22 protein-coding genes are annotated in these 23,946 nt (G+C 63.3%); 9 read left to right on the forward strand and 13 right to left on the reverse strand.

Annotated elements, in window-relative coordinates; all coding sequences use genetic code 11:
* Nucleotides 1-99: 99 nt before the first annotated feature.
* The 3 genes from K3762_RS02595 to K3762_RS02605 form a co-directional block, all read right to left on the reverse strand.
* Complete coding sequence (locus K3762_RS02595; RefSeq protein WP_240791594.1) at nt 100-651, reverse strand: CHAP domain-containing protein; 552 nt, start codon at nt 649-651, stop codon at nt 100-102.
* Nucleotides 652-779: 128 nt separating this feature from the next.
* Nucleotides 780-3,560 carry a [protein-PII] uridylyltransferase gene (locus tag K3762_RS02600; protein ID WP_067623796.1) on the reverse strand — a complete coding sequence of 927 codons (2,781 nt, stop codon included), beginning with the start codon at nt 3,558-3,560 and terminating at the stop codon, nt 780-782.
* A gap of 1 nt (nt 3,561) precedes the next feature.
* Entirely contained in the window at nt 3,562-4,743 is a 1,182-nt protein-coding gene (locus K3762_RS02605) for a penicillin-binding protein activator (RefSeq protein ID WP_132444787.1), read from the reverse strand.
* Between the two features lie 87 nt (nt 4,744-4,830).
* Between K3762_RS02605 and rsmI the strand changes: the two genes are divergently transcribed.
* From rsmI to K3762_RS02625, 4 genes are all read left to right on the forward strand, one after another.
* Entirely contained in the window at nt 4,831-5,688 is an 858-nt protein-coding gene (gene rsmI, locus K3762_RS02610; RefSeq protein WP_120350138.1) for a 16S rRNA (cytidine(1402)-2'-O)-methyltransferase, read from the forward strand.
* Between the two features lie 46 nt (nt 5,689-5,734).
* Nucleotides 5,735-6,112, forward strand: a complete 378-nt coding sequence (locus K3762_RS02615; RefSeq protein WP_067941502.1) for a YraN family protein — start codon at nt 5,735-5,737, stop codon at nt 6,110-6,112.
* 104 nt (nt 6,113-6,216) lie between these two features.
* Nucleotides 6,217-7,152, forward strand: a complete 936-nt coding sequence (gshB, locus tag K3762_RS02620; RefSeq protein ID WP_067941500.1) for a glutathione synthase — start codon at nt 6,217-6,219, stop codon at nt 7,150-7,152.
* A 53-nt stretch (nt 7,153-7,205) separates the two neighbouring features.
* The gene (locus K3762_RS02625) at nt 7,206-8,066 is read left to right on the forward strand and encodes an alpha/beta hydrolase (protein WP_260011321.1); all 861 of its coding nucleotides are present in this window, start codon (nt 7,206-7,208) and stop codon (nt 8,064-8,066) included.
* Here the strand turns inward: K3762_RS02625 and K3762_RS02630 are convergent.
* The 4 genes from K3762_RS02630 to cobU form a co-directional block, all read right to left on the reverse strand.
* Complete coding sequence (locus K3762_RS02630) at nt 8,029-9,546, reverse strand: YifB family Mg chelatase-like AAA ATPase (protein WP_132444781.1); 1,518 nt, start codon at nt 9,544-9,546, stop codon at nt 8,029-8,031. The genes K3762_RS02625 and K3762_RS02630 overlap by 38 nt on opposite strands.
* Before the next feature lie 69 nt (nt 9,547-9,615).
* Nucleotides 9,616-10,308, reverse strand: coding sequence for a glutathione S-transferase (locus K3762_RS02635; protein WP_132444779.1), 693 nt, complete (start codon nt 10,306-10,308; stop codon nt 9,616-9,618).
* 57 nt (nt 10,309-10,365) lie between these two features.
* The gene (locus K3762_RS02640; RefSeq protein WP_120350142.1) at nt 10,366-10,947 is read right to left on the reverse strand and encodes a histidine phosphatase family protein; all 582 of its coding nucleotides are present in this window, start codon (nt 10,945-10,947) and stop codon (nt 10,366-10,368) included.
* The gene (cobU, locus tag K3762_RS02645) at nt 10,944-11,465 is read right to left on the reverse strand and encodes a bifunctional adenosylcobinamide kinase/adenosylcobinamide-phosphate guanylyltransferase (protein ID WP_132444778.1); all 522 of its coding nucleotides are present in this window, start codon (nt 11,463-11,465) and stop codon (nt 10,944-10,946) included. The genes K3762_RS02640 and cobU overlap by 4 nt, the downstream gene beginning before the upstream one ends.
* A gap of 98 nt (nt 11,466-11,563) precedes the next feature.
* Here cobU and K3762_RS02650 point away from each other — a divergent pair, with 98 nt between their 5' ends.
* The 5 genes from K3762_RS02650 (at nt 11,564) to K3762_RS02670 (ending at nt 17,277) form a co-directional block, all read left to right on the forward strand.
* On the forward strand, nt 11,564-12,442 hold the full coding sequence (locus K3762_RS02650; protein ID WP_067626281.1) for an RNA polymerase factor sigma-32: 879 nt from the start codon (nt 11,564-11,566) through the stop codon (nt 12,440-12,442).
* Between the two features lie 81 nt (nt 12,443-12,523).
* Entirely contained in the window at nt 12,524-13,717 is a 1,194-nt protein-coding gene (coaBC, locus tag K3762_RS02655; protein WP_132444776.1) for a bifunctional phosphopantothenoylcysteine decarboxylase/phosphopantothenate--cysteine ligase CoaBC, read from the forward strand.
* Between the two features lie 9 nt (nt 13,718-13,726).
* Nucleotides 13,727-14,179 carry a dUTP diphosphatase gene (gene dut / locus K3762_RS02660; protein WP_132444774.1) on the forward strand — a complete coding sequence of 151 codons (453 nt, stop codon included), beginning with the start codon at nt 13,727-13,729 and terminating at the stop codon, nt 14,177-14,179.
* Nucleotides 14,179-15,216, forward strand: a complete 1,038-nt coding sequence (locus K3762_RS02665) for a molybdopterin-synthase adenylyltransferase MoeB (RefSeq protein WP_132444772.1) — start codon at nt 14,179-14,181, stop codon at nt 15,214-15,216. The genes dut and K3762_RS02665 overlap by 1 nt, the downstream gene beginning before the upstream one ends.
* 48 nt (nt 15,217-15,264) lie before the next feature.
* Nucleotides 15,265-17,277: a M3 family metallopeptidase gene (locus K3762_RS02670; RefSeq protein WP_132444770.1), complete on the forward strand. Its 2,013-nt coding sequence runs from the start codon at nt 15,265-15,267 to the stop codon at nt 17,275-17,277.
* A gap of 19 nt (nt 17,278-17,296) precedes the next feature.
* Here K3762_RS02670 and K3762_RS02675 read toward each other — a convergent pair whose 3' ends face one another.
* The 6 genes from K3762_RS02675 to K3762_RS02700 all read right to left on the reverse strand — a co-directional run bounded on the left by K3762_RS02675 (nt 17,297) and on the right by K3762_RS02700 (nt 23,896).
* Nucleotides 17,297-18,235, reverse strand: a complete 939-nt coding sequence (locus tag K3762_RS02675; protein WP_132444768.1) for a glyoxylate/hydroxypyruvate reductase A — start codon at nt 18,233-18,235, stop codon at nt 17,297-17,299.
* Nucleotides 18,236-18,238: 3 nt separating this feature from the next.
* Complete coding sequence (gene rodA, locus K3762_RS02680) at nt 18,239-19,378, reverse strand: rod shape-determining protein RodA (protein WP_067916467.1); 1,140 nt, start codon at nt 19,376-19,378, stop codon at nt 18,239-18,241.
* Nucleotides 19,375-21,324 carry a penicillin-binding protein 2 gene (mrdA, locus tag K3762_RS02685; RefSeq protein WP_132444766.1) on the reverse strand — a complete coding sequence of 650 codons (1,950 nt, stop codon included), beginning with the start codon at nt 21,322-21,324 and terminating at the stop codon, nt 19,375-19,377. Before mrdA ends, rodA begins: the two co-directional genes overlap by 4 nt.
* 15 nt (nt 21,325-21,339) lie before the next feature.
* Nucleotides 21,340-21,879 (reverse strand): rod shape-determining protein MreD, encoded by a 540-nt coding sequence (locus tag K3762_RS02690; protein ID WP_120350150.1) that lies wholly within the window; start codon nt 21,877-21,879, stop codon nt 21,340-21,342.
* The gene (gene mreC / locus K3762_RS02695) at nt 21,876-22,778 is read right to left on the reverse strand and encodes a rod shape-determining protein MreC (RefSeq protein ID WP_120350151.1); all 903 of its coding nucleotides are present in this window, start codon (nt 22,776-22,778) and stop codon (nt 21,876-21,878) included. The genes K3762_RS02690 and mreC overlap by 4 nt, the downstream gene beginning before the upstream one ends.
* A 71-nt stretch (nt 22,779-22,849) precedes the next feature.
* Nucleotides 22,850-23,896, reverse strand: a complete 1,047-nt coding sequence (locus K3762_RS02700) for a rod shape-determining protein (protein WP_040700660.1) — start codon at nt 23,894-23,896, stop codon at nt 22,850-22,852.
* Nucleotides 23,897-23,946: the final 50 nt, after the last annotated feature.

Here is a 23,946-nt window from a genome sequence, read left to right on the forward strand (position 1 = left end):
TAAATTGCGCTGAGGTGATCCCTAGCGCGGGCGCTTACCCGGTGCAATCGCGGTGAGCGGTGCCGGAAGGCTAGCCCCTTGGCTATGGCAAGGTGGCGCTTATCCCCCGGTGGGGTAGATGAACCCATTGATCGGATAGGTGCTGCCAAAGGCGCCGGGCTGGCTTTCAACCTGCACGGCAGACCAGTCGTTGGCCTTGGACACATCAATCACCGCCATCTTGAGCGAGACTTGATTGCGTTTCCAATTGGCGTGATCCACCCGGATTTCGCGCGGCGAGACGACATCGGAAACCACAGCGATATGCCCCATCGGCAACGAGCTGGTCCCGCTAAACGCCATAACGGCACCGACCACCGGCTCATCACCGCGCGGATAAAGCCCCTTGGCCTTGTCCCACCACGTTTCCGCATTGCCGCGAATCTGGATGCCGCTGACATTGCGGGCAAAGGGCACGCACCAAACGCGCTGGCCCTTGGCGCGCATGTCTTGGGCTGTCTGCACGGCCATGAAATGGCGCTGCGGATCTATTCCTGAGAAATCATAGGGCTGCGGGATGTCAGGCGCTTTGGCGCAGGCTGCCGTCAAAAGAAGTGTGGCGCAAAGGGCCATCAGGCCCCGGTTCGGCAGTGCTGCGCGTTTGACGCTCATATGTCCCTCATTCATGGAATCCCGCGCTTCTGCCGGGTTGAAAGGGATTTTGAGGATCCCATGTCAAAAGCAAAGCGCGGAAATAGAGGGTGGCGGGATTTTGCCAGTCAAAGCGTGCCGAAGGAACCCTAGCCCTCGGCCCGCTCAACCCCTGCGGCAATCGCTTCGCGCAAGCGCTTTTCCAAGGTCCGCTGCTTGGCCTCGGTGTAGTATTTCAGGCCGAACATGTCTTTGACGTAGAAGGTATCGACCACCTGCTCGCCAAAGGTCGCGATCACGGCGTTGGCAATATAGACGTTCGAGCCAGCCAAGGTGCGGGTCAGATCATAAAGAAGGCCGGGCCGGTCGCGGGTGTCGACCTCGATGATCGTATAGATTTCAGACCCTTCGTTGTCGAAAGTAATATGGGTCGGCACCTTGAAAGCGCGTTCGCGTTTCTTGACCTTATCGCGCGATTTCAGCGCATCGCGGGCGACGATTTCACCGCGGAGGGTCTTTTCGATCGTGTCGCGCAGGCGCGGCAGACGCGAAGCTTCATAGGCGTTGCCTTCGCTGTCCTGAATCCAGAAGGCATCGGTCACGAAACCGTCTTTGGTGGTATAGCTGCGCGCGTCGACGACATTGGCCCCGACCAGTGCAAGCGCCCCCGCAAGCCGAGCAAAGATGCCCGGATGATCGGCCATGACAAAGCTGGCGCGGGTGGCACCGCGATCCTCATCCGGGTGCAGGTCGATGCGGATATCATCGTTGCCGATGTCGCGCAGCAGTTCCGCAAAGGCGACATGGGCGGTGACATGCAGACCCTGCCAATAGGGCGGGTAGTGGCGGGCGGTCTCTTGCTGCAAAAGCTTGCGCGGCCAGTCGGAAAGCGCGGCGCGCAGGGCTTTCTTGGCCTCCGCCCCCCGGTTCTCGCGGTTGAGATCTTCAAGCCCGGTTTCAAGTGCCCGCTCGGTCTGGCGATAGAGGGCCCGGATCAGCACCGCTTTCCAATTGTTCCACGTGTTCGGCCCGACGCCGCGAATGTCGCAGACCGTCAGCACACAGAGCAGGTCGAGCCGTTTGACCGTCTGTACCGCCTTGGCAAAATCGCGCACCGTGCGCGGATCGGCGATGTCACGTTTCTGGGCCATGTCAGACATCAGAAGGTGATAGCGCACCAGCCATTCCACGGTGTCGACCTCATCGCGTTTCAGCCCCAGCCGCGGGCCGATGCGCCGCGCGAGTTTCGCGCCGATGATCGAATGATCCTCGGGCCGCCCTTTGCCGATGTCATGCAGCAGCAGTGCCACATAAAGCACCTTGCGATTGACCCCGCGCTTCAGGATCGAAGAGGCAACGGGCAGTTCTTCTTCCAGCTCGCCTTTTTCGATCCGGGCGAGGTTGGCAATGCACTGGATGGTATGTTCGTCCACGGTGTAGGAGTGGTACATATTGAACTGCATCATCGCCACGATGGGCTCAAACTCAGGGATGAAGGCGCCCAAGACGCCCAATTCGTTCATCCGCCGCAGGGAGCGTTCGGGATTGCCGTGTTTCAACAGCAGATCAAGGAAGATGCGCCGCGCCTCGGGTGTGCGGCGCATGTCATCGTCGATCAGCGCGAGGTTGGCTTTAATCAGCCGCATTGCGTCCGGGTGGATCAGCATCCCCGTGCGCAGCGCTTCTTCAAAGATCCGCAGCAGATTCAACTTGTCTTGCAGAAACTCTTGGTCGTCCTTTAGCGCGATGCGGTTGTGGACCACCTGAAACCCTTCGCGCATTTTCGGGCGGCGGCGAAAGATGCGCTCCAGCAGCGGCTCGGCCTTCATATGCGACGCTTCAAGCCCGCTGACAAAGATACGGGTCAGATCCCCCACCGCCGTTGCGTGGCGGAAATAGGCCTGCATGAAGATCTCGACGCCCCGCCGGCCCCCGATATCCTGATAGCCCATCGCTTGGGCAACCTGCACCTGCATGTCAAAGGTCAACTGTTCCGTCGCGCGACCTGCAATCAGGTGAAGATGCCCGCGCACGGCCCAGAGAAAGGCCTCGGCCTCGCGGAAGGTGTCGTATTCATCGGCGCGAAAGACACCGAGATCGACCAGATCGGCGACCCGGTCCACGTCATGGATGAACTTGGCAATCCAAAAGAGTGAATGCAGATCGCGCAGCCCGCCTTTGCCTTCCTTGACGTTGGGCTCGACCATATAGCGCTCACCCTGTTTCAGGTGGCGGTTGTCGCGCTCCTCCAGCTTGGCTTCGATGAAATCCTTCCCGGCGCCCGAAAAGAGGTCGTTCTTAAGGCGTTCGGAAAGCTCTTGGGCGAGGGTGAGATCGCCATCGATGAACCGGTTTTCCAGCAGAGCGGTCTGGATGGTGTAGTCATCGGCCCCAAGCCGCAGGCAATCTTCGATGGTGCGGGTGGCGTGACCTACCTTCAGCTTCAAATCCCACAGGATATAGAGCATCGATTCAATCACGCTCTCCGACCAAGCGGTGGCCTTGTAAGGGATGAGGAAAAGCAGATCGACATCGGAAAAGGGCGCCATCTCTCCCCGGCCATAGCCGCCCACGCCGATCATGGCGAGCCGTTCACCCTCGGTCGGGTTCGGATTGGGGTGCAGAACCTGCGTGGCAATCTGCAAGACGCAGCGCAGCAGTTGGTCGGTAAGATAGGTGTAGGAAGAGGTCATCGCCCGCGCATCAAAGGGCGATTCCGCAAAGCCCGCGGCGATTGCCTTGCGGCCTGCCTGCTGGGCTTCTTGGATGAGGGGGACGATCTCGGCCCGCAGCGCGGCACCTTCCAGCGTGCTATCGCGTTGCGAAAGGGCCTGCCAGACGGCTGTATCGTCAAAGATTTGTTCGGGCGCGCAAATCAGGCGCGGGTGTCGACGCGCGCCTGATGTTGTTGTCGGTTTCGCGAGGTCCAATTCAGAAACCAGCCCCGCCAAAGCCGCGCGGCGCTGGGTCTAGCACGACAACCCGGTTGTTGCGGATCGTGGCCACGGCCAGCGCACGTTCATTGGTGCCATCGCGGCGCAGACGGAAGATGCCGCTGGCCCCTTGGAAACCCGCCCCTTGGGTGAGGGCCGCACCGGAAAGCGCGTTGGATTTGCCGCTCTTTACCAAGGACCCGATCGCCGCGATCCCGTCAAAGGCCAGCCCGGCCAAAGGATGGGGGTCGCTGCCATAGGCCGCTTTGTAGCGGTTGGAGAAGGCACCACTTGCCGCTGTGTCTGGCAGGGCAAACCAGCCGCCCTGCACGCCGGGTAGGGCCAGCGTTTGCTGCGGGATGTCCCAACGGGTCAGGCCGACATATTGTGTGGTCGCCGATTGGATCCCAGCTTCGGGCAGCAGCTCTGCGAAAAGTGGCAGGGCACTGGCCGAGGACGTTGTGAGGAACAGCGCATTCGCGCCACTGCCTTCGATCGTCGCCTTGACCCGCGGCACGGCAGCCACGACCGACTCTTGGCTCAACGCGTAATCCACGGTGCCCGCCAGTGTCGCGCCATTGGCGCTGATCGCCTGAACAATCGCATCACGGCCCAGTTGACCGGCAAGGTCTTGACCATGCAGCACGACCATTTTGTCTTTGCCATTGCGCTTGGCAAAGCTCACCAAACGGTTGGCGGTATTGGCAAAGGTCGGCCCAAGCACGAAGACATTGCCGCCCGCGATGGTCGGGTTGTTCGAGAAAGAGATCACATTGACCCCGGAAGAGGCCACCGCCACGCCGGCCGCATTGGCCGCCTCGCCGTAAACCGGCCCGAGGATGATCTTGGCCCCTTCATTCACCGCCTGAGAGGCAGCGGCAGCGGCTTTGCTGGCGTTGCCCGCGGTGCCATAGACGCGCAGGTCAATCTCGACGCCGCCAAGGTCGCGCATCGCAAGACGCGCTGCATTCTCAAGGTTTTTGGCCAGCAACTCATCGCTAGCAGAGCCACCGCGCGGCACCAAAAGCGCGACAGGAACGGGGGCAGAGGGGTCAATGCGCGGGCCGCCGGAATTGGCGCCGCCGATGGCGACGGGCTGACAGGCCGCCAGCAGGACCGCGAATAGAGGCAATAAGAGCAGGTGCATCTTCTTGCGGAAGGCTCGGAAACAGGCAATCATTTGTATTCACTCCCCGGTGGTGGCAAGACGACGACGGTCGCCGGAACATGGCCGCGATCATAGTCACTGCGAAAGGCGGGTCCAGCGTTGAAATTCCTCAAGACAGATCTAGCCCCAGGACTTTATTTCGTGGGCGTCCCAATCGGCACCGCACGCGATATCACGCTGCGTGCGCTGGACACGCTCGCCGCGGCGGATCTGCTGGCGGCCGAAGACACGCGCAGCCTGCGCAGGCTTATGGAAATCCACGGGGTGCCGCTTAATGGACGCAAGGTGATCGCCCTGCACGACCACAGCGGCCCATCCGTGCAAGAGCGGCTTATCGCGGCGGTCCGTGAGGGCAAATCGGTCGCCTATGCGTCAGAGGCGGGCATGCCCCTGATCGCCGATCCGGGCTTCGAGCTTAGCCGTGCCGCCGCCGAGGCGGGGGTGATGCAGACCTGCGCACCGGGGCCCTCGGCGGTGCTGACCGCGCTGGCGCTGGGCGGCCTGCCGACGGATGCGTTCTTCTTCGCAGGCTTCCTGCCCAATAGTAAATCCGCACGGATCGCGGCGCTGGAAAAGCTGCGCGACGTGCCGGGAACCTTGGTATTTTACGAATCACCCAAACGGCTTGGGGCCATGCTGCGCGATGCGGCAACCGCGCTGGGCGCGGGGCGTAAAGCAGCCATGTGCCGAGAGTTGACCAAGAAGTTCGAAGAGATTCAACGCGATACGCTTGAAAACCTTGCAGAGACCTATCAGGGCCAATCGCCAAAAGGCGAAGTGGTCGTTCTTATTGATCGAAGCCGTTCAGAGTCTGTTAATCACCTTGACCTAGAAACAGATTTGCAACGGGCGCTTAAAGAGATGTCGATGCGTGACGCTGTCGATTTGGTGGCGCAGGCCCATGGCCTGCCACGGCGGCAAGTCTATCAGGCGGCATTGGCGCTCGGCAAAGGTTAGGACAACGGTCGGAGTAACGAACATGGCGCAGGGTGACACAGGAATGATGCGAACTGCGGCCAAACGCCAACGGGGCCGCATGGCCTATCATGCCGGGATCGCAGCCGAAAATAGGATCGCGCAAGACTACGAAAGACGCGGCTTTGCCATCGCGCGCCGCCGCTGGCGTGGCCGCGCCGGAGAGATTGACCTGATCCTGCGCGATGGGGCTGCCCTGATCTTTGTCGAAGTGAAGCAAAGCCGAAGTTTCGCGCGTGCCGCTGAAAGCCTCTCCGCCCGACAGATGCAACGCATTTACCGCTCTGCCGAAGAATTCCTTGCCGGTGAACCTGCTGGCAGCCTGACCGAAGTGCGCTTTGACGTGGCGCTTGTCGATGGGCAGGGAGCCACGGAAATCATCGAAAACGCTTTTGGCTACGGCTGACCCATTGCGCATAGGCCCCTGCTGCGCCATCTAAGAAGCGATCCCAAACGCCTGCACCGTCGGTCCGGGTCGGATCACGACAAGGTAAGCAGCGGGGGACGCCGATGAAAATCGCCTTTCAAATGGACCCGATCGGGGACGTGAACATCAACGCCGACAGCAGCTTTCGGCTGGCTGAAGAAGCGCAGGCGCGGGGGCATGAGCTGTTCTTTTACACACCCGATCATCTGGCGTACCAAGAGGGGCGGATCACCGCGCGGGGCTATGATTTTACCGTACAGCGCGTGCAGGGCGATCATGCCCAGTTCGGAGAGGAGCGAGAGGTCGATCTGGCCGATTTCGACGTGGTTTGGCTGCGCCAAGACCCGCCTTTCGACATGCACTACATTACCTCGACCCATTTGCTGGACCGGCTGAAAGACACCACATTGGTGGTCAACGATCCCTTCTGGGTGCGCAACTATCCCGAGAAACTTTTGGTTCTCGATTTCCCCGACCTGACGCCGCCCACCACCATTGCGCGGGATCTATCGACCATCAAAGCCTTCAAGGCGAAGCACGGCGATGTGATCTTGAAGCCGCTCTATGGCAATGGCGGCGCCGGGGTGTTCCGGCTGGATGCCAATGACCGCAACCTTACCTCGTTGCATGAGCTATTCACCGGTTTCTCTCGGGAGCCGCTGATCGTTCAGAAATTCCTGCCTGCCGTGTCGAAAGGCGACAAGCGCGTCATCCTTGTGGACGGGGAGCCAGTAGGCGCGATCAACCGCGTACCGGCGGAAGGCGAAACGCGGTCGAATATGCATGTCGGCGGGCGACCAGAGAAGGTCGGGTTGACCGAGCGCGATCTGGAGATTTGCGCCGCCATTGGCCCATTGCTGAAAGAAAAGGGTCAGGTCTTCGTCGGTATCGATGTCATCGGCGACTATTTGACCGAAATCAACGTGACCTCTCCCACCGGCATTCAGGAACTGGAACGGTTCGACGGCGAGAATATCGCCGGCAAAATCTGGGAGGCGATCGAGGCCCGCCGCGGGTGAGCCTGCGCCAGCAACTTTTGAACCGCTGCCTGCGTCTGACAGAGAAGCCTTTGTTGGCGCGCGCAAACCCTCAAATGCTGCGGGCCACGATGGAGATGCAGGCGCGGCTCTTTTTCAAAGGGCCGGGCGATGTCTCTGCCGAATGGCGGGGCTTGCCGGGGGCGGGTTCGGCGCTTTGGCTTACGCCACAGGGCCCCTCGAATGGTCGCGTGATCCTCTACATCCATGGCGGTGGATTTGTTTTCGGCAGCCCGGAAACCCACCGTGCCATGGTCGCGCGTTTGGCGCTGCTGACGGGCGCGCAGGCGGTGCTGCCGCGCGATGCGCGGGTGCCGGAGGCGGCCTTTCCCAAACCTGCGGAAGACATCCGCGCGGCTTGGGACGCGCTGTGTCGGACAGGCATCGCCGCGCGGGACATCGTGATTGGCGGCGACAGCGCGGGCGGTGCTTTGGTCTTTGATCTTTTGGCGGAGCTTTGCCGCGAAGGCGCGGCGCTGCCTGCGGGCGTCTTCGGGCTTTCCCCCTTGTTGGACATGACCTTTTCCGGCGCGAGCTTCACGCAGAATGCCGAAAGTGACGTGTTGTTGCCCGCCGCCCGCGCGGCAGAGATGGCGCGGCTATATCTGCGGGGGCAGAGCGCAGAGAGCCCGCGGGCAAGTCCAATCCTCGCGGATTTCAATGGGGCGCCGCCGGTCTGGCTTACCGTAAGTGACAGCGAAATCCTACGCGACGACAGCCGCCGCTTGGCGGCCCGTTTGCGCGACGCGCAGGTGCCGGTCACCTTTCAAGAGGTCCATGATCTGCCGCATGTTTGGCCGCTGTTCCAAAACCACCTGCCGGAGGCGCGGGAGACCCTTGCGACCCTGGCCGGGTGGATCAACGCCTTGCCGCCAGGTCGGGCAGGCGAAAGCTGATCGCTTCGGCCATATGGGGGCGGCGCACCTCGGCGGCGCCCTCGAGATCGGCGATGGTGCGGGCCACGCGCATGACCCGGTGATACCCACGCGCGGAGAGGCAAAACCGTTCAGCCGCACGCAGCAGCAGGTCGCGCGCTTCCGCATCCGGGCTGCCGACTGTTTCGAGCAATTCCCCCGCCGCGTCGGCATTGGCCGATATGCCGTCATGCTGGGCGTAGCGGGTTGATTGGAGCGCCCGCGCGGCAGCGACCCTTGCCGCAACCTCGGCAGAGGTGTCTCCGTTGGCGGGCAGGTTGAGGTCACTGTAGCTGACGGGCGGCACGTCGACACGCAGGTCGAAACGGTCCATCAGCGGGCCCGAAATGCGGCCTAGGTAGTCTTCGCCGCAGGCCGGGACGCGGGCGCAGGCGCGGGCCGGATCGGGCAGATAACCGCATTTACACGGGTTTGCTGCGGCCACCAGCATGAAGCGGCAGGGGTATTTCACATGGGCGTTGGCGCGCGCGATCATGACCTCGCCAGTCTCGATTGGCTGGCGCAGGGTTTCGAGGACCGTGCGATTGAACTCTGGAAACTCATCCATGAACAGCACGCCATTATGCGCGAGGGATGCCTCACCCGGTCGTGCTTGGCGTCCGCCGCCGATGATCGCGGCCATCGAGGCCGTGTGATGCGGCTCGCGAAAGGGGCGGCTGCGGGAAATGCCCCCCTCATCCAGAAGCCCGGCGAGGGAGTGGATCATCGACGTCTCCAGCGCCTCGGTCGCTGTGAGCGGCGGCAGGATGCCCGGCAGCCGTGCGGCCAGCATGGATTTGCCCGAACCCGGCGTGCCGACCAACATCAAATGGTGCCGTCCGGCGGCGGCGATTTCCAGCGCGCGTTTGGCGCGTTCCTGACCTTTGACTTCGCGTAGATCGCGGCCTGCCGCAGTCAATGGCACTTCCCCCGGCTCTGCGGGGGTGATTGGCACTTGGCCTGTGTAGTGGCGAACAACGTCGCCTAGATTGGCCGCGGCGATGATCTGTGTGTTGCCGACCCAAGCGGCCTCTGCTCCCGATCCTGCGGGGCATAGAAGGCTGCGGTCGTGGGTGGCGGCAGCCATCGCCGCGGGGAGGGCACCGACGACCGGCATCAGCGTGCCGTCGAGCGAAAGCTCTCCCAAGGCGACCACATTCTGGGTGATGTCTTCCGGCAGGATGTCGAGTGCTGACAGAAGTGCCAGTGCGATGGGCAGGTCGAAGTGACTGCCCTCCTTGAGCAGGTCTGCTGGGGAGAGGTTCACGGTGATGCGTTTTGACGGCAATGCGATGGCCATGGCGCTGAGCGCGGTGCGCACCCGGTCGCGCGCTTCTGACACGGCCTTGTCCGCCAGTCCGACGATAGAGAAACCGGGCAGGCCCGCAGTGACCGCGCATTGCACCTCGACAATGCGCGCCTCAACCCCCTGGAATGCGACCGTATAGGCCCGCGATACCATTGCCTACTCTCCCGCCTTGCTATGGTTAATCGATAGGCAAGACGGGTTTAGGAATGGTTAATGCAGGTCTTAGGCCGCCTTAGCGACGGGCCAGTCCCGTTTGGGCAAACCAAGCTCATAGGGAAACGGCTCATACGCGGTTTCCAACCCGGCAGCGCGCCATGTTTTGAAGGCCGGATCATGGATTGTGGCGTCGCAATAGGCCCGCGCATCAGCCGAGACAGGCAGGTCATAGCCGACGATCCGCGCGGCAACCGGGGCATAGAATACGTCAGCGAGCGAGTAGGCCCCGAAAAGCCACGGCCCTGCGCTGCGCGATTGGCTGCGGGCATGTCGCCACAAGTCTTCGATGCGCTCTAGGTCTTGCCGGGTGTCGGCATCCGGGTCGAACCCTTCCCACACATGTTGCAATTGCATCGGGCAGGCTCCGCGCAGCGCGCCGAAGCCGGAAGCCATCGCAGCACATAGCCAGCGCGCCGTGGCGCGTGCGGCTGGATCGGCGGGCCAGAGCCCGGCATCGGGATGCCGTTCGGCCAGCGTTTCGGCCATGGCCAGCGTCTCTCCCACCACGGTGCCGTCGGGCAGACGCAGGGCAGGCACCAAACGCGCCGGGGCGAGGGGGGCAAGGTCTTGGGCCATGGTCCCACTGTAGAGGCCGACCAGATGCGCGCGATAGGGCAGACCGAATTTCTCAAGCATCAGCCATCCCCTGAGGGACCAACTGGAGAAGGTGCGATCGCCGATATAAAGATCATATGTCATAGGCGAAATTAGGCAGAAGCAGGTCGCCAAGCAAAGCCCTTTGTGCGGCGGTGCAGGCTAGGGCGTGTGATTAATGCCGTTGATCCGCCAAGTGCCGCTTTCATGTACCAAATGCGTGACCGAGAGATTGTCGATCTTATGGGCCATCGCCTCAAGCGGGCCGCCGCCTTGGGCCTGTTGGACCTGCGTGAGGATCACCCCGAAATGCGCCACTGCGATCACATGGGCGTTGGGGTGGGCCGCGTTGATCCGTGCCACCACTCGGTCGACGCGGGCCTTGGTCTGGTTCCAGCTTTCCCCTTCGGGGGCCGCGACATCGCCGGGCGTCTCCCAATAGGCGCGACTGAGGTCGGGGTCACGCGCGGCAACTTCGGAAAAATGCAGCCCGTCCCAAGCGCCGAAATGCAGTTCGCGCAGCCCGTGTTCATGGGGCAGGCGGCGGCGCTTGGGCTGGGCGAGCGCATCCGCCGTATCCACCGCGCGCATCAGGTCCGAGGACACAAGCAGCGCGTCATCAGGCAGGTGCAGGTTCAAACGTGCCAGACGGGGGGCATCGGAAAGGTCGGCCGGGACATCGCGCCAACCGACGAAGTTTTTCTCATGGGTCGGGCCGTGGCGCACCCAGTGCCAGATGGTCATGGCATTTCCCCTTTCAGCAGTTGCGGCAGGCCAACGACGACCTGCACCACGGTGTCCGCCTCGGCGGCCAAGGCGATGTTGAGCCGCCCCTGCGCCTCGCGGAACTGCCGCGCCATAGCGTTCTCGGGCACGATGCCTTGGCCGACCTCGTTCGAGACGATGACCCAATGCGCGGCACAGGCTTGTAGAGCCGTCAAAAGCTGTGCCTGAGCGGTCATTAGATCGCTGTCTTCCATCAAATGATTGCTAAGCCACATGGTCGCGCAGTCGATCAGCACGATTTCGCCTGCGGGCAATTTCGCCAGCGGTTCGGCCAGATCGAGCGGGCATTCAACGGTGCGCCATCCTGCATCACGTCTTGCTTGATGCTTTTTCACGCGTTCTTGAACTTCGTCATCCCAAATGCGTCCGGTGGCAAGGTAAGTCTTTGGCAAACCGTAGGAATTTACGAGGCTCTCAGCCCATTCCGACTTGCCCGAGGCCGCCCCGCCTAGGGCAAAGGTAGTTCTAGGCAACATCTTCTCACCAAATATTTGAACCAAATGGCATGTCTCTGCGTATCTCCACCAACGGCCCATCACAAGGTGCGCCACGCATTTCTCAAGGGGGATACCAAATGTCATTGCAGACCGCTCGCGAATTTTCACTCACCCGCACCGCAATGAAGGCCGAATTGCTCGACGCCGAGACAGAGTTGGAATTGGCCTATGCGTGGCGTGATCAGCGGGATGAGGCCGCTCTGCATCGTTTGATCACCGCCTACATGCGTTTGGCGATCTCAATGGCGGGCAAGTTCAAGCGCTACGGCGCGCCGATGAACGATTTGATCCAAGAGGCTGGTCTGGGCCTGATGAAAGCCGCCGACAAATTCGACCCCGACCGCGGCGTGCGGTTCTCGACCTATGCGGTCTGGTGGATCAAGGCGAGCATTCAGGATCATGTGATGCGCAACTGGTCGATGGTACGGACCGGTTCGACCTCCTCGCAGAAATCCCTGTTTTTCAACATGCGCCGCGTGCAGGCCCGGTTGGAGCGTGAGGCCACGGCCATGGGCGAGACATTGGACAAGCACCAGCTGCGCCAGATGATCTCGACCGAGATCGGCGTGCCGTTGCATGATGTCGAGATGATGGAAGGGCGTCTGTCGGGCTCTGACTATTCGCTGAACGCCACGCAATCGGCTGAGGACGAAGGCCGCGAGTGGATCGAAGCGCTGGCCGACGAAAGCGCGCAGGCCGCGGAACGTGTCGAAGAAAGCCACGACACCGCGCAACTGCGCAACTGGCTGCTGACGGCCATGCAGGGGCTGTCCGAACGGGAGCAGTTCATCGTGCGCGAGCGCAAATTGCGCGACCCTGCCCGCACCTTGGAGAGCCTCGGGGATGAGCTGAGCCTCAGCAAAGAGCGGGTGCGCCAGCTTGAGGCCGCGGCCTTTGGCAAAATGCGCAAGTCGCTTGAACTGCAATCGCGCGAGGTTTTTGCCTTTCTCGCCTGACCCCCTACAGCGATGCCCACCGGGGCTGGCAGATTTCGCCGCCCCGGATTAAGGTCTCCCGAACGCAAACGGGGGGCCTTTATGCTGTCGGGCAAACATATTCTGCTGATCATCGGCGGTGGCATTGCCGCCTATAAATCCCTCGATCTGATCCGCCGCCTGCGCGAACGCGGGGCCAAGGTGACCCCGGTTTTGACCCGCGCAGGCGAAGAGTTCGTCACCCCGCTTTCCGTCTCTGCCCTGACCGGGGTGAAGGTGTTTCGCGATCTTTTCGATCTGGGGGATGAGGCCGAGATGGGCCATATTCAACTTAGCCGCGCGGCAGACCTGCTGGTGGTCGCCCCCGCCACGGCTGATCTGATGGCCAAGATGGCGCAGGGTGCGGCGAATGATCTGGCCTCGACCCTGCTGTTGGCCACCGACACGCCCGTATTGCTGGCGCCTGCGATGAATGTGCGCATGTGGCAGCACCCCGCGACACAGCGCAACATCGCCACGTTGCGCGGCGATGGCATCACCATGGTGGGCCCGAATGACGGTGACATGGCCTGCGGCGAATTTGGACCGGGGCGCATGGCCGAACCGCTTGAGATTGTCGCCGCTGTTGAGGCCCAGCTTGGCAATGGACCTCTCAAGGGCAAACGCATCCTCGTTACCTCCGGCCCGACCCATGAGCCGATCGACCCGGTGCGCTACATCGCCAACCGCTCTTCTGGTGCGCAGGGCACGGCCATCGCGCGCGCGCTCAGGGCTTTGGGGGCAGAGGTGACCTTTGTCACCGGCCCGGCAGAGGTTGCGCCGCCCGAGGGGGTCAAGGTGGTGCCCGTGCAAACGGCGCAAGAGATGATGCAGGCGGTAGACGCCGCACTGCCCGCCGATGCCGCCGTCTTTGCCGCTGCGGTGGCCGATTGGCACGTGCAGGGCGCAGGGGACCGCAAGCTGAAGAAATCCAAAGACGGGCTGCCCAGTCTCACATTCGCGGAAAACCCCGACATCTTGAAAACCATCAGCCAGCGCAGCGAAGGCCGCCCCGCGCTCGTCGTGGGCTTCGCGGCAGAGACCGACGATGTGCTGGCCCATGCCACCGAGAAACGCGCGCGCAAGGGCTGTGACTGGATCGTCGCCAACGACGTTTCCCCCGCCACCGGCATCATGGGCGGGCGCGAGAATGCCGTGACGCTGATCACCGACGCGGGCGCAGAGGACTGGCCGCGCATGGGCAAGGATGCCGTGGCCGCCCGTCTGGCCGAACGCATCGCCGCAGCACTTGCCTAAGGGGAAGCTATGACGACGATCAAACTCTGCTGGGCCGATGGCGCGGACCGCAGCCTGCCACTGCCTGCCTATGAAAGCGCAGGCGCGGCGGGCGCGGACCTGCGGGCCAACCTGCCCGAAGGTCCGGTCACGCTGGCCCCTGGCGCGCGGGCGCTGATCTCGACCGGATTGCATATGGCGATCCCGCAGGGGTTCGAGGTGCAGATCCGCCCGCGCTCGGGCCTTGCGCTGAAACATGGGATCACCTTGATCAACAGCCCCGGCACCATCGACAGCGATTATCGCGGCATCGTGGGGGTGATCATGGGCAATATGGGGCAAGAGGCGTTTACCGTCGAACACGGCATGCGCATCGCACAGATGGTCGCGGCCCCGGTGATGCAGGCGGGGTTCGATCTGGCCGACAGCCTTGATGAAACCCTGCGCGGCGCGGGCGGTTTCGGCTCGACGGGGGCGCTCTGATGCTGGCGGTTTTAATCATCGCTGCCGCTCTTTGGTTTGGCGGCGGGTTTCTCGGCCTGCCGCGCGGGCTACGTGCGGGGCTGGTTGCGGTTATGTATCTGGCTTTGGTGGGGCTGCATCTGGTCTTTCCGGCCACGCACCCGCTGCGGCTGGCCACCGGGGGCAGCGCCGCGCCTTGGCTGCTGCTGGGCGGCTTCGTTGCGCTGGTGATGCTCTACCGGCAGGGGCTGGCAACCCTGCGCGCCCGCGCCACACCGCGCGAACCGGCGGCGCCCCAGACCTCGGGCCGTTTCTCGGACAGTGAACTCAGCCGTTATGCCCGCCATATCGTACTACGCGAGGTCGGCGGGGCCGGGCAAAAGGCGTTGAAAAACGCCAAGGTGCTTGTCGTGGGGGCGGGTGGCCTCGGCGCGCCGGCGCTGCAATATCTCGCGGCGGCGGGCGTTGGCACCATCGGGGTGATCGACGACGACACGGTCGAGAACGCGAACCTGCAACGGCAGGTGATCCACAAAGACGCGGCCATCGGCACGCCCAAGGTCTTCTCGGCCCAAGCCGAGATGCTGGCGCAAAACCCCCATATCACCGTGCGCCCCTACCACCGTCGCCTCAGCGACGAGATCGCCGCCGAACTGGTGGCCGACTATGACCTCGTGCTCGACGGGACCGATAATTTCGACACCCGTTACCGGGTCAATGCCGCCTGTGTCGCGGCTGGTAAGCCACTGATTTCAGGCGCGCTCAGCCAGTGGGAGGGGCAGCTCAGCATCTTTGATCCCGCGCGCGGTGCGCCCTGCTATCGCTGCATTTTTCCGCAAGCGCCTGCCGCGGGGCTGGCACCCTCCTGTGCCGAGGCCGGGGTGATCGGGCCGCTGCCCGGCGTGATCGGCACGATGATGGCGCTTGAGGCGGTTAAGCTGATCACCGGCGCGGGCAGCGTGCTGCGCGGCGAGATGATGATCTACGACGGGCTTTACGGTGAGACCCGCAAGATCGGGCTCAAGCGGCGGGCGGGCTGCGAAACCTGCGGCGGGTGATTGCAAGTCTCCTCCCCGCGCCCCATCTAGAGCGCAAAGGAGATTTACATGACAAATCCGCTGCTCGCTGACTGGAACACGCCCTTCGGCATCGCCCCCTTTGATCGCATTTCAGACGATGATTTCGCCCCCGCGCTTGAGGAGGCATTGACCGCCCACCGGGCCGAGATCGACGCCATCGCCGAGAACCCCGAGGCGCCCAGCTTTGCCAATACGATCGAGGCGCTCGAAGCATCCGGCGACGCGCTCGACAAGGTGCTGAGCGTGTTCTTCACCGTCGCGGGGGCCGACAGCAACGGCGCGCGCGAGGCGTTGCAGCGCGATTTCTCGCCCAAGCTTGCCGCGCATCAATCGGCGATCTCGGGCAACACCAAGCTCTTTGCCCGCATCGCTGCCATCTGGGAGGCCCGCGACACGCTCGATCTGACCGAGGAGCAGGCCCGCGTGCTGATGCTGACACATCGCGGCTTCGTCCGCTCTGGCGCGGCGTTGACCGGGGCGGCCGCCGAGCGGATGAAAGAGATTAAGGCACGGCTGGCGGTGCTGGGCACGCAGTTCACGCAAAACCTACTGGCCGATGAGCGGGATTGGTTCATGCCGCTGTCGGAGGGCGATCTGACCGGCCTGCCGGATTTCGCGCTCGACGCCGCCCGCGCGGCGGGCAAGGAGAAGGGCGCGGAGGGCCCGGTGGTCACGCTCTCGCGGTCGCTGATCACACCCTTCCTGCAATTCTCAGACCGTCGCGACCTGCGCGAAAAGGCGTTTCGTGCGTGGGAAGCACGCGGTGCGAATGGCGGGGAAACCGACAACCGCGACATCGCTGCCGAAACGCTGGCCCTGCGCAAGGAGCGCGCGGAACTTCTGGGCTATGAAAATTTCGCCGCCTACAAGCTGGAAACCGAAATGGCCAAGACGCCGGACGCCGTGCGCGACTTGCTGATGTCGGTTTGGAAACCTGCCAAGGCGCAGGCCGACGCCGATGCCGAGGTGCTGACCGCGCTGATGCGCGAGGACGGCGTGAACGGGGCGCTGGAGCCATGGGATTGGCGCTACTACGCCGAAAAGCGCCGCGCGGCAGAGCATGACCTCGATGAGGCGGCGCTGAAACCCTATTTCCAGCTCGATCGGATGATCGACGCGGCCTTCGACTGTGCCAACCGGTTGTTCGGGCTGGCGTTCGCGCCGCTCGACGTGCCGCTCTACCACCCCGACTGCCGGGCGTGGGAGGTGACGCGGAACGGCAAGCATGTGGCGGTCTTTATCGGCGATTACTTCGCGCGCGGCTCGAAGCGTTCGGGCGCATGGTGTTCGGCTATGCGGAGCCAAGCGAAGTTCCCCCGCGCGCAGGCGCCGGTGGTGATCAACGTCTGCAATTTCGCCAAGGGCGACCCGGCGCTGCTGTCCTATGACGACGCGCGCACGCTGTTTCACGAATTCGGCCATGCGCTACACCAGATGCTGTCGGACGTGACCTATGAAAGCGTCAGCGGCACCTCGGTGGCGCGGGACTTTGTGGAATTGCCCAGCCAGCTTTATGAGCATTGGCTGGACCAGCCCGAGGTCTTGCAGAAATTCGCCACCCATGCCCGCACGGGCGAGCCGATGCCGCGTGAGATGTTGGACAAGGTGCTGGCGGCGTCGACCTTCGACATGGGGTTCCAGACGGTGGAATATATCGCCTCGGCCCTCGTCGATCTAGAGTTCCACGACGGTGCCCCGCCCGCCGATCCGATGGTGAAACAGGCCGAGGTGCTCAGCAGCATCGGCATGCCTCAGGCGATCCGGATGCGCCACGCCACGCCGCAATTCGCGCATGTCTTCTCGGGTGACGGATATTCCAGCGCCTATTACAGCTACATGTGGTCCGAGGTGATGGACGCCGACGCCTTTGCCGCCTTCGAAGAAGCGGGCGGCGCCTTTGACGCGGAGCGCGCCGAAGCGTTGGAGACCCACATCCTGTCGACCGGCGGCAGCCGCGATCCGGCAGAGCTTTATACCGCGTTCCGGGGGCGACTGCCGGGGGTGGAGGCGCTGCTCAAAGGGCGCGGGCTGGCGGCCTGAGCCTTGACGCGGCCGGGGGTTAGTACCCCCGGTCGCGGTCTACCAGATGTAGCAGAGGCTCTCCGGCCTCACTGCGGCGGATGTTCTCGGCGATGACTTCCGAGGCCGTCTCATTGCGCGTGGCCGCCGCGAGATGCGGGGTTACGGTGACGCGCGGATGCGCCCAATAGGGGTGATCCTCAGGCAGCGGTTCCACGCTGAAGACATCCAGCGTGGCATGGGCAATCTGCCCGCTGTCGAGCGCGGCAAGCAGGGCGTCATCATCAATCAGCGGGCCACGACCGGGGTTGATGATGAACGCGCCTTTGGGCATCTGCGCCAGTGTCTCGGCATTTAGCACATCTCGCGTGGCGGGGGTGTCGGGCAACAGCAGCACGGCGATCTCGGCCCGTTTCAGCGTTTCTGTCAGGCCCGCATCGCCATGCAGGCAGCGCACGCCCTCGATCTGCTTTTTGCTGCGCGACCAGCCGGTCACGTCGAAGCCCAGACCCACCAACGCCGCGGCCACCGCTTGGCCGAGCGCACCGATGCCCAGCACCGCCACGCCCCGCTCGCGTGCCAGTGGCGGGGTGCGCGGCTCCCATTTGGCGTGCTTGCGCAGAATGTCCGCATCCATCCCCAGATGATGGCGCAGCACATGGCCCGTGCACCATTCGACCATGCCGTGGGTCAGGCCGAAATCGACCATCCGTGTCAGCGGGATATTCAAGGTCTCATTGCCGGTGATCGCCTCCACCCCGGCCCAGAGGTTCAGCACCGCTTTGGCGCGGGTGTAGGGGGTGAAATCCTGCAAGTCGCTGTTGGGGGCATAGACGATATAATCGACCTCTTCGGGCGGCAGGTCGGTGGCGAGTGTGAAATCCCGCCCCGGCAGGGCCTTGCGCAGCGCGTCGTTCAACGGTTTTTCGTAGCAGTCCCAGCGTTCGGCTTTGGCGGCGAAGAGAATATTAATCGTCATGAATTACCTCGGTCTATGAACATGTGCCGATTGCACCAGCCCAAAGGCCAGCAGCAGCACCAGCATGGCCGAGCCGCCATAGCTCACCATCGGCAGCGGCACGCCAACCACAGGGGCCAGCCCCATGACCATCGACATGTTAACGGCGAAAAAGAGAAAGAAGTTAAGCGCGATGCCCAGTGTCAGCAGGCTGGAGAACCGGTCTTTGTTCTTCACCGCCGAGGCCACGCAGAACAGGATGATCAGCGCATAAAGCCCCAGCAGAGAGACGCCGCCGACGAAGCCGAACTCTTCGGCCAGCGTGGTAAAGATAAAGTCGGTGTGTTTCTCGGGCAAGAAGTTCAGCCGCGACTGGGTGCCTTGCATGTAGCCACGCCCAGACCAGCCGCCCGAGCCGAGCGCGATCTTGGATTGGGTGATGTGGTAGCCCGCGCCAAGCGGGTCTTGGCTGGGGTCGAGAAAAGTGTCGATGCGGCGGTATTGGTAATCTTTGAGCAGTTGCCACGGGGTGCCGCGCGATTGGAAGACGGCGGTGACCAGCCCGATGGCGGCGGTGATGACAGCGGCGAAATAGGCCCAATGCACACCTGCAAGGAACATCAGCCCGCCCCCGGCGGTCAAAAGCAGGATCGAGGTGCCCAAGTCGGGCTGTTTCAGGACCAAAGCGGTGGGGACCACGATGATCAGGATCGGCAGCAGGACCCAAAAGGGGCGCGAGACCTTTTTGACCGGCAGCCAGTCGTAATAGGCGGCCAGAAACAGCACCAGCGTGATCTTCATCAACTCCGACGGTTGCAGCCGCATGAAGCCAATGTCGATCCAACGCTGCGCGCCCATGCCGACAGAGCCAAAGAGTTCGACCGCGACCAGTAGCACCAAGGTCGCCCCATAGGCCACGCCCGACAGGTTGCGCCAGAGCCAGATCGGCACCATCGCCACAGTGAACATGATCGCAATGCCCATGCCGAAACGCTTCATCTGCGGTTCAGCCCAAGGGGAGAATGACCCGCCCGCGACCGAGTAGAGCATCAAGAACCCCACGCCCGCGACACTGGTCAACAGGATCGCCAGCGGCCAGTTCATGAAAAGGATCTTGCGCAGCCCCGTGGGGACGGATTTGACCGTATGCTCAAGATAGCTCATGCCTGATCGTCTCCCGCTACGCTGGCCGAGGTTTCCGGCGCGGTGTCGCGCAGCTCTTCTTGCTGGGTGGCGATGCGGCCCCGGTCGGACTTGGGGTAGGCTTCGAGCGGCGGCTCGCCCCCGGCCATGGCCTGCAACATCACGTCGCGCGCAATCGGGGCGGCGGCGGTTGATCCGCCCCCCCCGTGTTCCACCAGCACGCAGGCCGCGTATTTGGGTTTGTCGTAGGGCGCGAAGCACACGAACAGCGCGTGGTCGCGGCGCTCCCACGGCAGGTCGGCGTTGCTGGTCACACCACGGGCGCGTTCGGCGGCGGTGATGTTGCGCACCTGACTGGTGCCGGTCTTGCCCGCCATGCGCATCGTGTCGTCGATGATGCGGCTGCGATAGCCGGTGCCGCGGCGGTCGTTGACCACGTCGTACATCGCTTTGCGCAATTGGCGCAGGTTGTTCTCGTTCAGGCCCATCGGCTCGCCCGCGCCGCTGGGTTGCTCCACCCCGTCGATGGATTTAATCAGCCGCGGCGCCACCGCGCGCCCGGTGGCGATCCGCGCGCTCATCACCGCGAGTTGCAGTGGGGAGGACAGGGTAAAACCCTGCCCGATGGAGGCGTTGACCGTGTCGCCCACGACCCAATCCTCGCCCCGGGCCGAGCGTTTCCACTGTTTGGTCGGCGCAAGCCCGCCCGCGACCGAAGACAGCGCCAGATCGTGTTTGATGCCAAGGCCAAAGCGGTTCGACATGGCGGTGATCTTTTCGATGCCCACCTTCACGGCGAGGTCGTAGTAATAGACGTCGCAGGATTGTTTCAGCGAATCCTGTAAATTAACCCATCCGTGGCCCGCGCGTTTCCAGCAGTGGAACCGCCGCCCCGCGACCTCCAGATGGCCGGGGCAATATACCGTCTCTTCGGGGCCGACGATGCCCTCTTCGATTGCGGCGAGTGCGACGATCATCTTGAAGGTTGAACCGGGCGGGTAGGTGCCCTGCACCGGCTTGTTCACCAAGGGTCGGTATTTGGAATTCAACAGCGGATTATAATCCGCCGAAGAGATGCCGCCGATAAAAAGGTTCGGGTCATAGCTGGGCGAAGAGGCGAGTGCGGCCAGATCGCCATTCTCGCAATCGATGATGACCACGGCGGCGCTTTCTTCACCCAGACGAGCCTGCACATAGCGTTGCAGATTGGCATCCACGGTCAGCTGCAGGTCGGCCCCGGCCTGACCTTCGCGCCGCTCCAACTCGCGCATTACGCGGCCTGTGGCGTTCACCTCTACATGTTTGGTGCCCGCCGCACCGCGCAGCAGGTTCTCGGCGCGGGCTTCGACGTTGATCTTGCCGATTTGAAAGCGCGGAATGCGCAGCACCTGATCGGGGTTTACCAGCGCGTCGAGGTCGGCTTGGCTCACGCGGCCCACGCGGCCCACCACATGGGCGAAATCCGCGCCGCGCGGGTAGACGCGAGTCAGGCCTACTTCGGGGGTGACGCCGGGCAGGGCAGGGGCGTTGACGCTGACCTTGCTCACGACCTCCCAACTGACGTCATCGACGATGGTGACGGGCAGGAAGGGCGCAGAGCGAGCCATCTCGGTCATGGCGCGTTCGCGGGTTTCGTCATCAATTTCGATAACTTGGGCCAAACGTTCCATCACCGCCGCCACGTCGCCCGCGTCTTCGCGCACCATGACGATCCGGTAGGAGGGCACGTTGTCGGCAAGCTGTACGCCGTTGCGGTCGAAAATCTCACCGCGGGAGGGCGGGATCAGGCGGATGTTGATGCGGTTCTCTTCGGCGAGCAGGCGAAATTGGTCGGCCTGATCGACCTGCAGATAGCGCATCCGCGCGGCCAGACCGCCCATGAACAGCAGTTGTGCCCCGCCCAAAAGCGCGGCGCGCCGGGTCAGGCGCGTGTGGTTTGCATCGTTGTCGGCGCGGCTACGTCTCATCTCATCGCTCCCCGATCACACCCGTTTGCCAAGCGCATCCAGATCGCCCGGCGCGGTTTTGCGCACGCCCATGATACCATGGGTCACGGCCACGATCAGCGGATAAGCGAGCGCTGTCAGTGCCAATTCCGTGAGGTTCAGCGTCATGGCGGGCGTGGGCACCAGCGCAAGGCTCAGCAGAATGCGGTTGGCAAAGATCACCATGGTCAGGATCACCACCACGGTCAGCCATTCGGCGGCAAAGCTCGCATCCCGCAGTTGCCGCCCCCGCGATTTGAGGTTTTCGACCCCGATCAGCGCCAGCACCGCCCAAAGGCCGGGCGGACGTTGTAGCAAGAGATCGGCCAGCAGAAAGACCAAGGCCAGAAAAAGGGCGGGCACATATTCAGGCCGTCTCAGCCCCCAAGCGCAGGCAAAGCCCAACAGCAGGTCCGGCCCGGCCCAAGGGCGCGGGGTCGTCTCAAGCGGAAGCAGGTGGAAGAACAAGATCACCAGCGCCAGCGCAACAAAGCTCAGGCGCATGACCCACAGGCGACTGCGTGACAGATCGGTCATGGCTGCACTCCGACCGGCGCCGCCGGATCGGCCAAGGGGCCATCGGAGGTGATGACATGGGCGGTGTCCGGCACGGTTTCATTGCCATGGTGGCGCAGCACGCGCAGGAACTCCAACCGCTCGTAATCCGCCGCCAGCCTGACGCGAAGACGCCCGCCCGGATCGGCGGCGACTTGACCGATGAGGATGCCCGCCGGGAACACCCCGCCATCGCCCGAACTGATCACCCGGTCGCCGGGGCGAACCAACTCGCGGTTTTCAATGAAGTCGAGCGGCGGCGCGGCGCTGTTGTCGCCAGCCACGATGGCCCGCTGGCCCGAGGGTTGGATCGTCGCCGGAATGCGGCTGGAAGCGTCGGTCAGCAGGATCACGCGCGCGGTGTTCTTGCCCACACCGGCGATGCGGCCCACAAGTCCGATGCCGTCCATTGTCGCCCATCCCTCGACCAGCCCGTCGCGCGCGCCGACGTTCAGCAGCACAGATTGGCGATAGGGCGAGCCGCTGTCGGCCAGCACGGTGCCGGTGATGAATGTGAGGCGCGGGTCGAGCCGCACGTTGTTCAAATCCAGCAGGCGGGCGTTCTCTTGCTCTAGCTGAAGGGCCGCTTCTTTCCACGCCTGCATCTGCCGCAGTTCCGAACGCAGCTCGCGGTTCTGTTCGCTCAGACGTTGGTAGCTTTGGAAATCGCGTAGCAGGTTGATCGTGCCAGTCACCGGGGCCATTGCCCAATCAAGGTTCGGCACGAAACGGTCGGTCACCTGCGCGCGAAAGCGTTCAACGCGGGGGCTGTCGATGCGCCAAAGCAAGAAAATCCCGACCAGCGCCAGCACCAACACAGCCAGCAGCAACCGGCGCAGGGGGCCGGTGAAATCGCTGGAACTGGAACGGTCTTTGGGCATCTGTGCCGAAACTCCCACCCGGTCAGGCGGGGCGGTGTCGCCGCGTGCCGGGTCTGGCTAACTTGCCAGTGTTAACTGTCGTAGTCGATCGCGTGGCGCAGTTGTTTCTCGTATTCCAGCGCTTTGCCGGTGCCGAGGGCCACGCAGTTCAGCGGCTCATCCGCGACCGAGATCGCAAGGCCGGTCTGCTCGCGCAGGGCGAGGTCCAAGTCACCTAGCAGCGCACCGCCGCCTGTCAGCATCACGCCCCGGTCGACGATGTCGGCGGCCAGATCCGGCGGGGTGGTTTCCAGTGCGGTCATCACTGCCTCGCAAATCTGCTGCACCGGTTCGGCCAGCGCCTCGGCGATCTGCGCTTGGGTCACTTCGATTTCTTTTGGCACACCATTCAGCAGGTCACGGCCCCGGATCTGCATCGAGGTGCCGCGCCCGTCGTCGGGCATCCGCGCCGTACCGATAGAGGTCTTGACCCGCTCGGCAGTCGTCTCACCGATCAGCAGGTTCTGCTGACGGCGCAGGTAGCTGATGATGCCTTCGTCCATGCGGTCACCGCCGACGCGGACAGAGCGTGCATAGACGATGTCGCCCAGAGACAGCACCGCAACCTCGGTCGTACCGCCGCCGATATCGACGACCATGTTACCCGTGGGATCGGTGATCGGCATGCCCGCACCGATGGCCGCGGCGATAGGCTCCGCAATCAGCCCGGCGCGGCGCGCGCCAGCGCTCAGCACCGACTGGCGGATCGCGCGCTTCTCAACCGGGGTCGCCCCATGCGGCACGCAGACGATGATCTTGGGTTTGGAGAAGGTCGAACGCTTGTGCACCTTACGGATGAAGTGCTTGATCATTTCCTCGGCGGTGTCGAAGTCGGCGATGACCCCTTCACGCATCGGGCGGATCGCTTCAATGCTGCCGGGCGTTCGGCCCAGCATCAGCTTGGCGTCTTCGCCCACGGCGAGCACTTTCTTCACGCCGTCCTTGACGTGATAGGCGACAACCGAAGGTTCGCTCAGCACGATGCCCTTACCCTTGACATAAACCAGCGTATTCGCGGTGCCGAGGTCGATCGCCATATCGGAGGAGAACAGGCCGCGGAATTGATCGAGGATGGACATAACAGTAGCGGAGCCTTGCAAATATTCGGACAGGCCCGCCAGCATGGGAC

Source organism: Sulfitobacter sp. W074, from assembly GCF_025142275.1.
In the GTDB taxonomy this organism is placed as follows: Bacteria; Pseudomonadota; Alphaproteobacteria; order Rhodobacterales; family Rhodobacteraceae; genus Sulfitobacter; species Sulfitobacter profundi.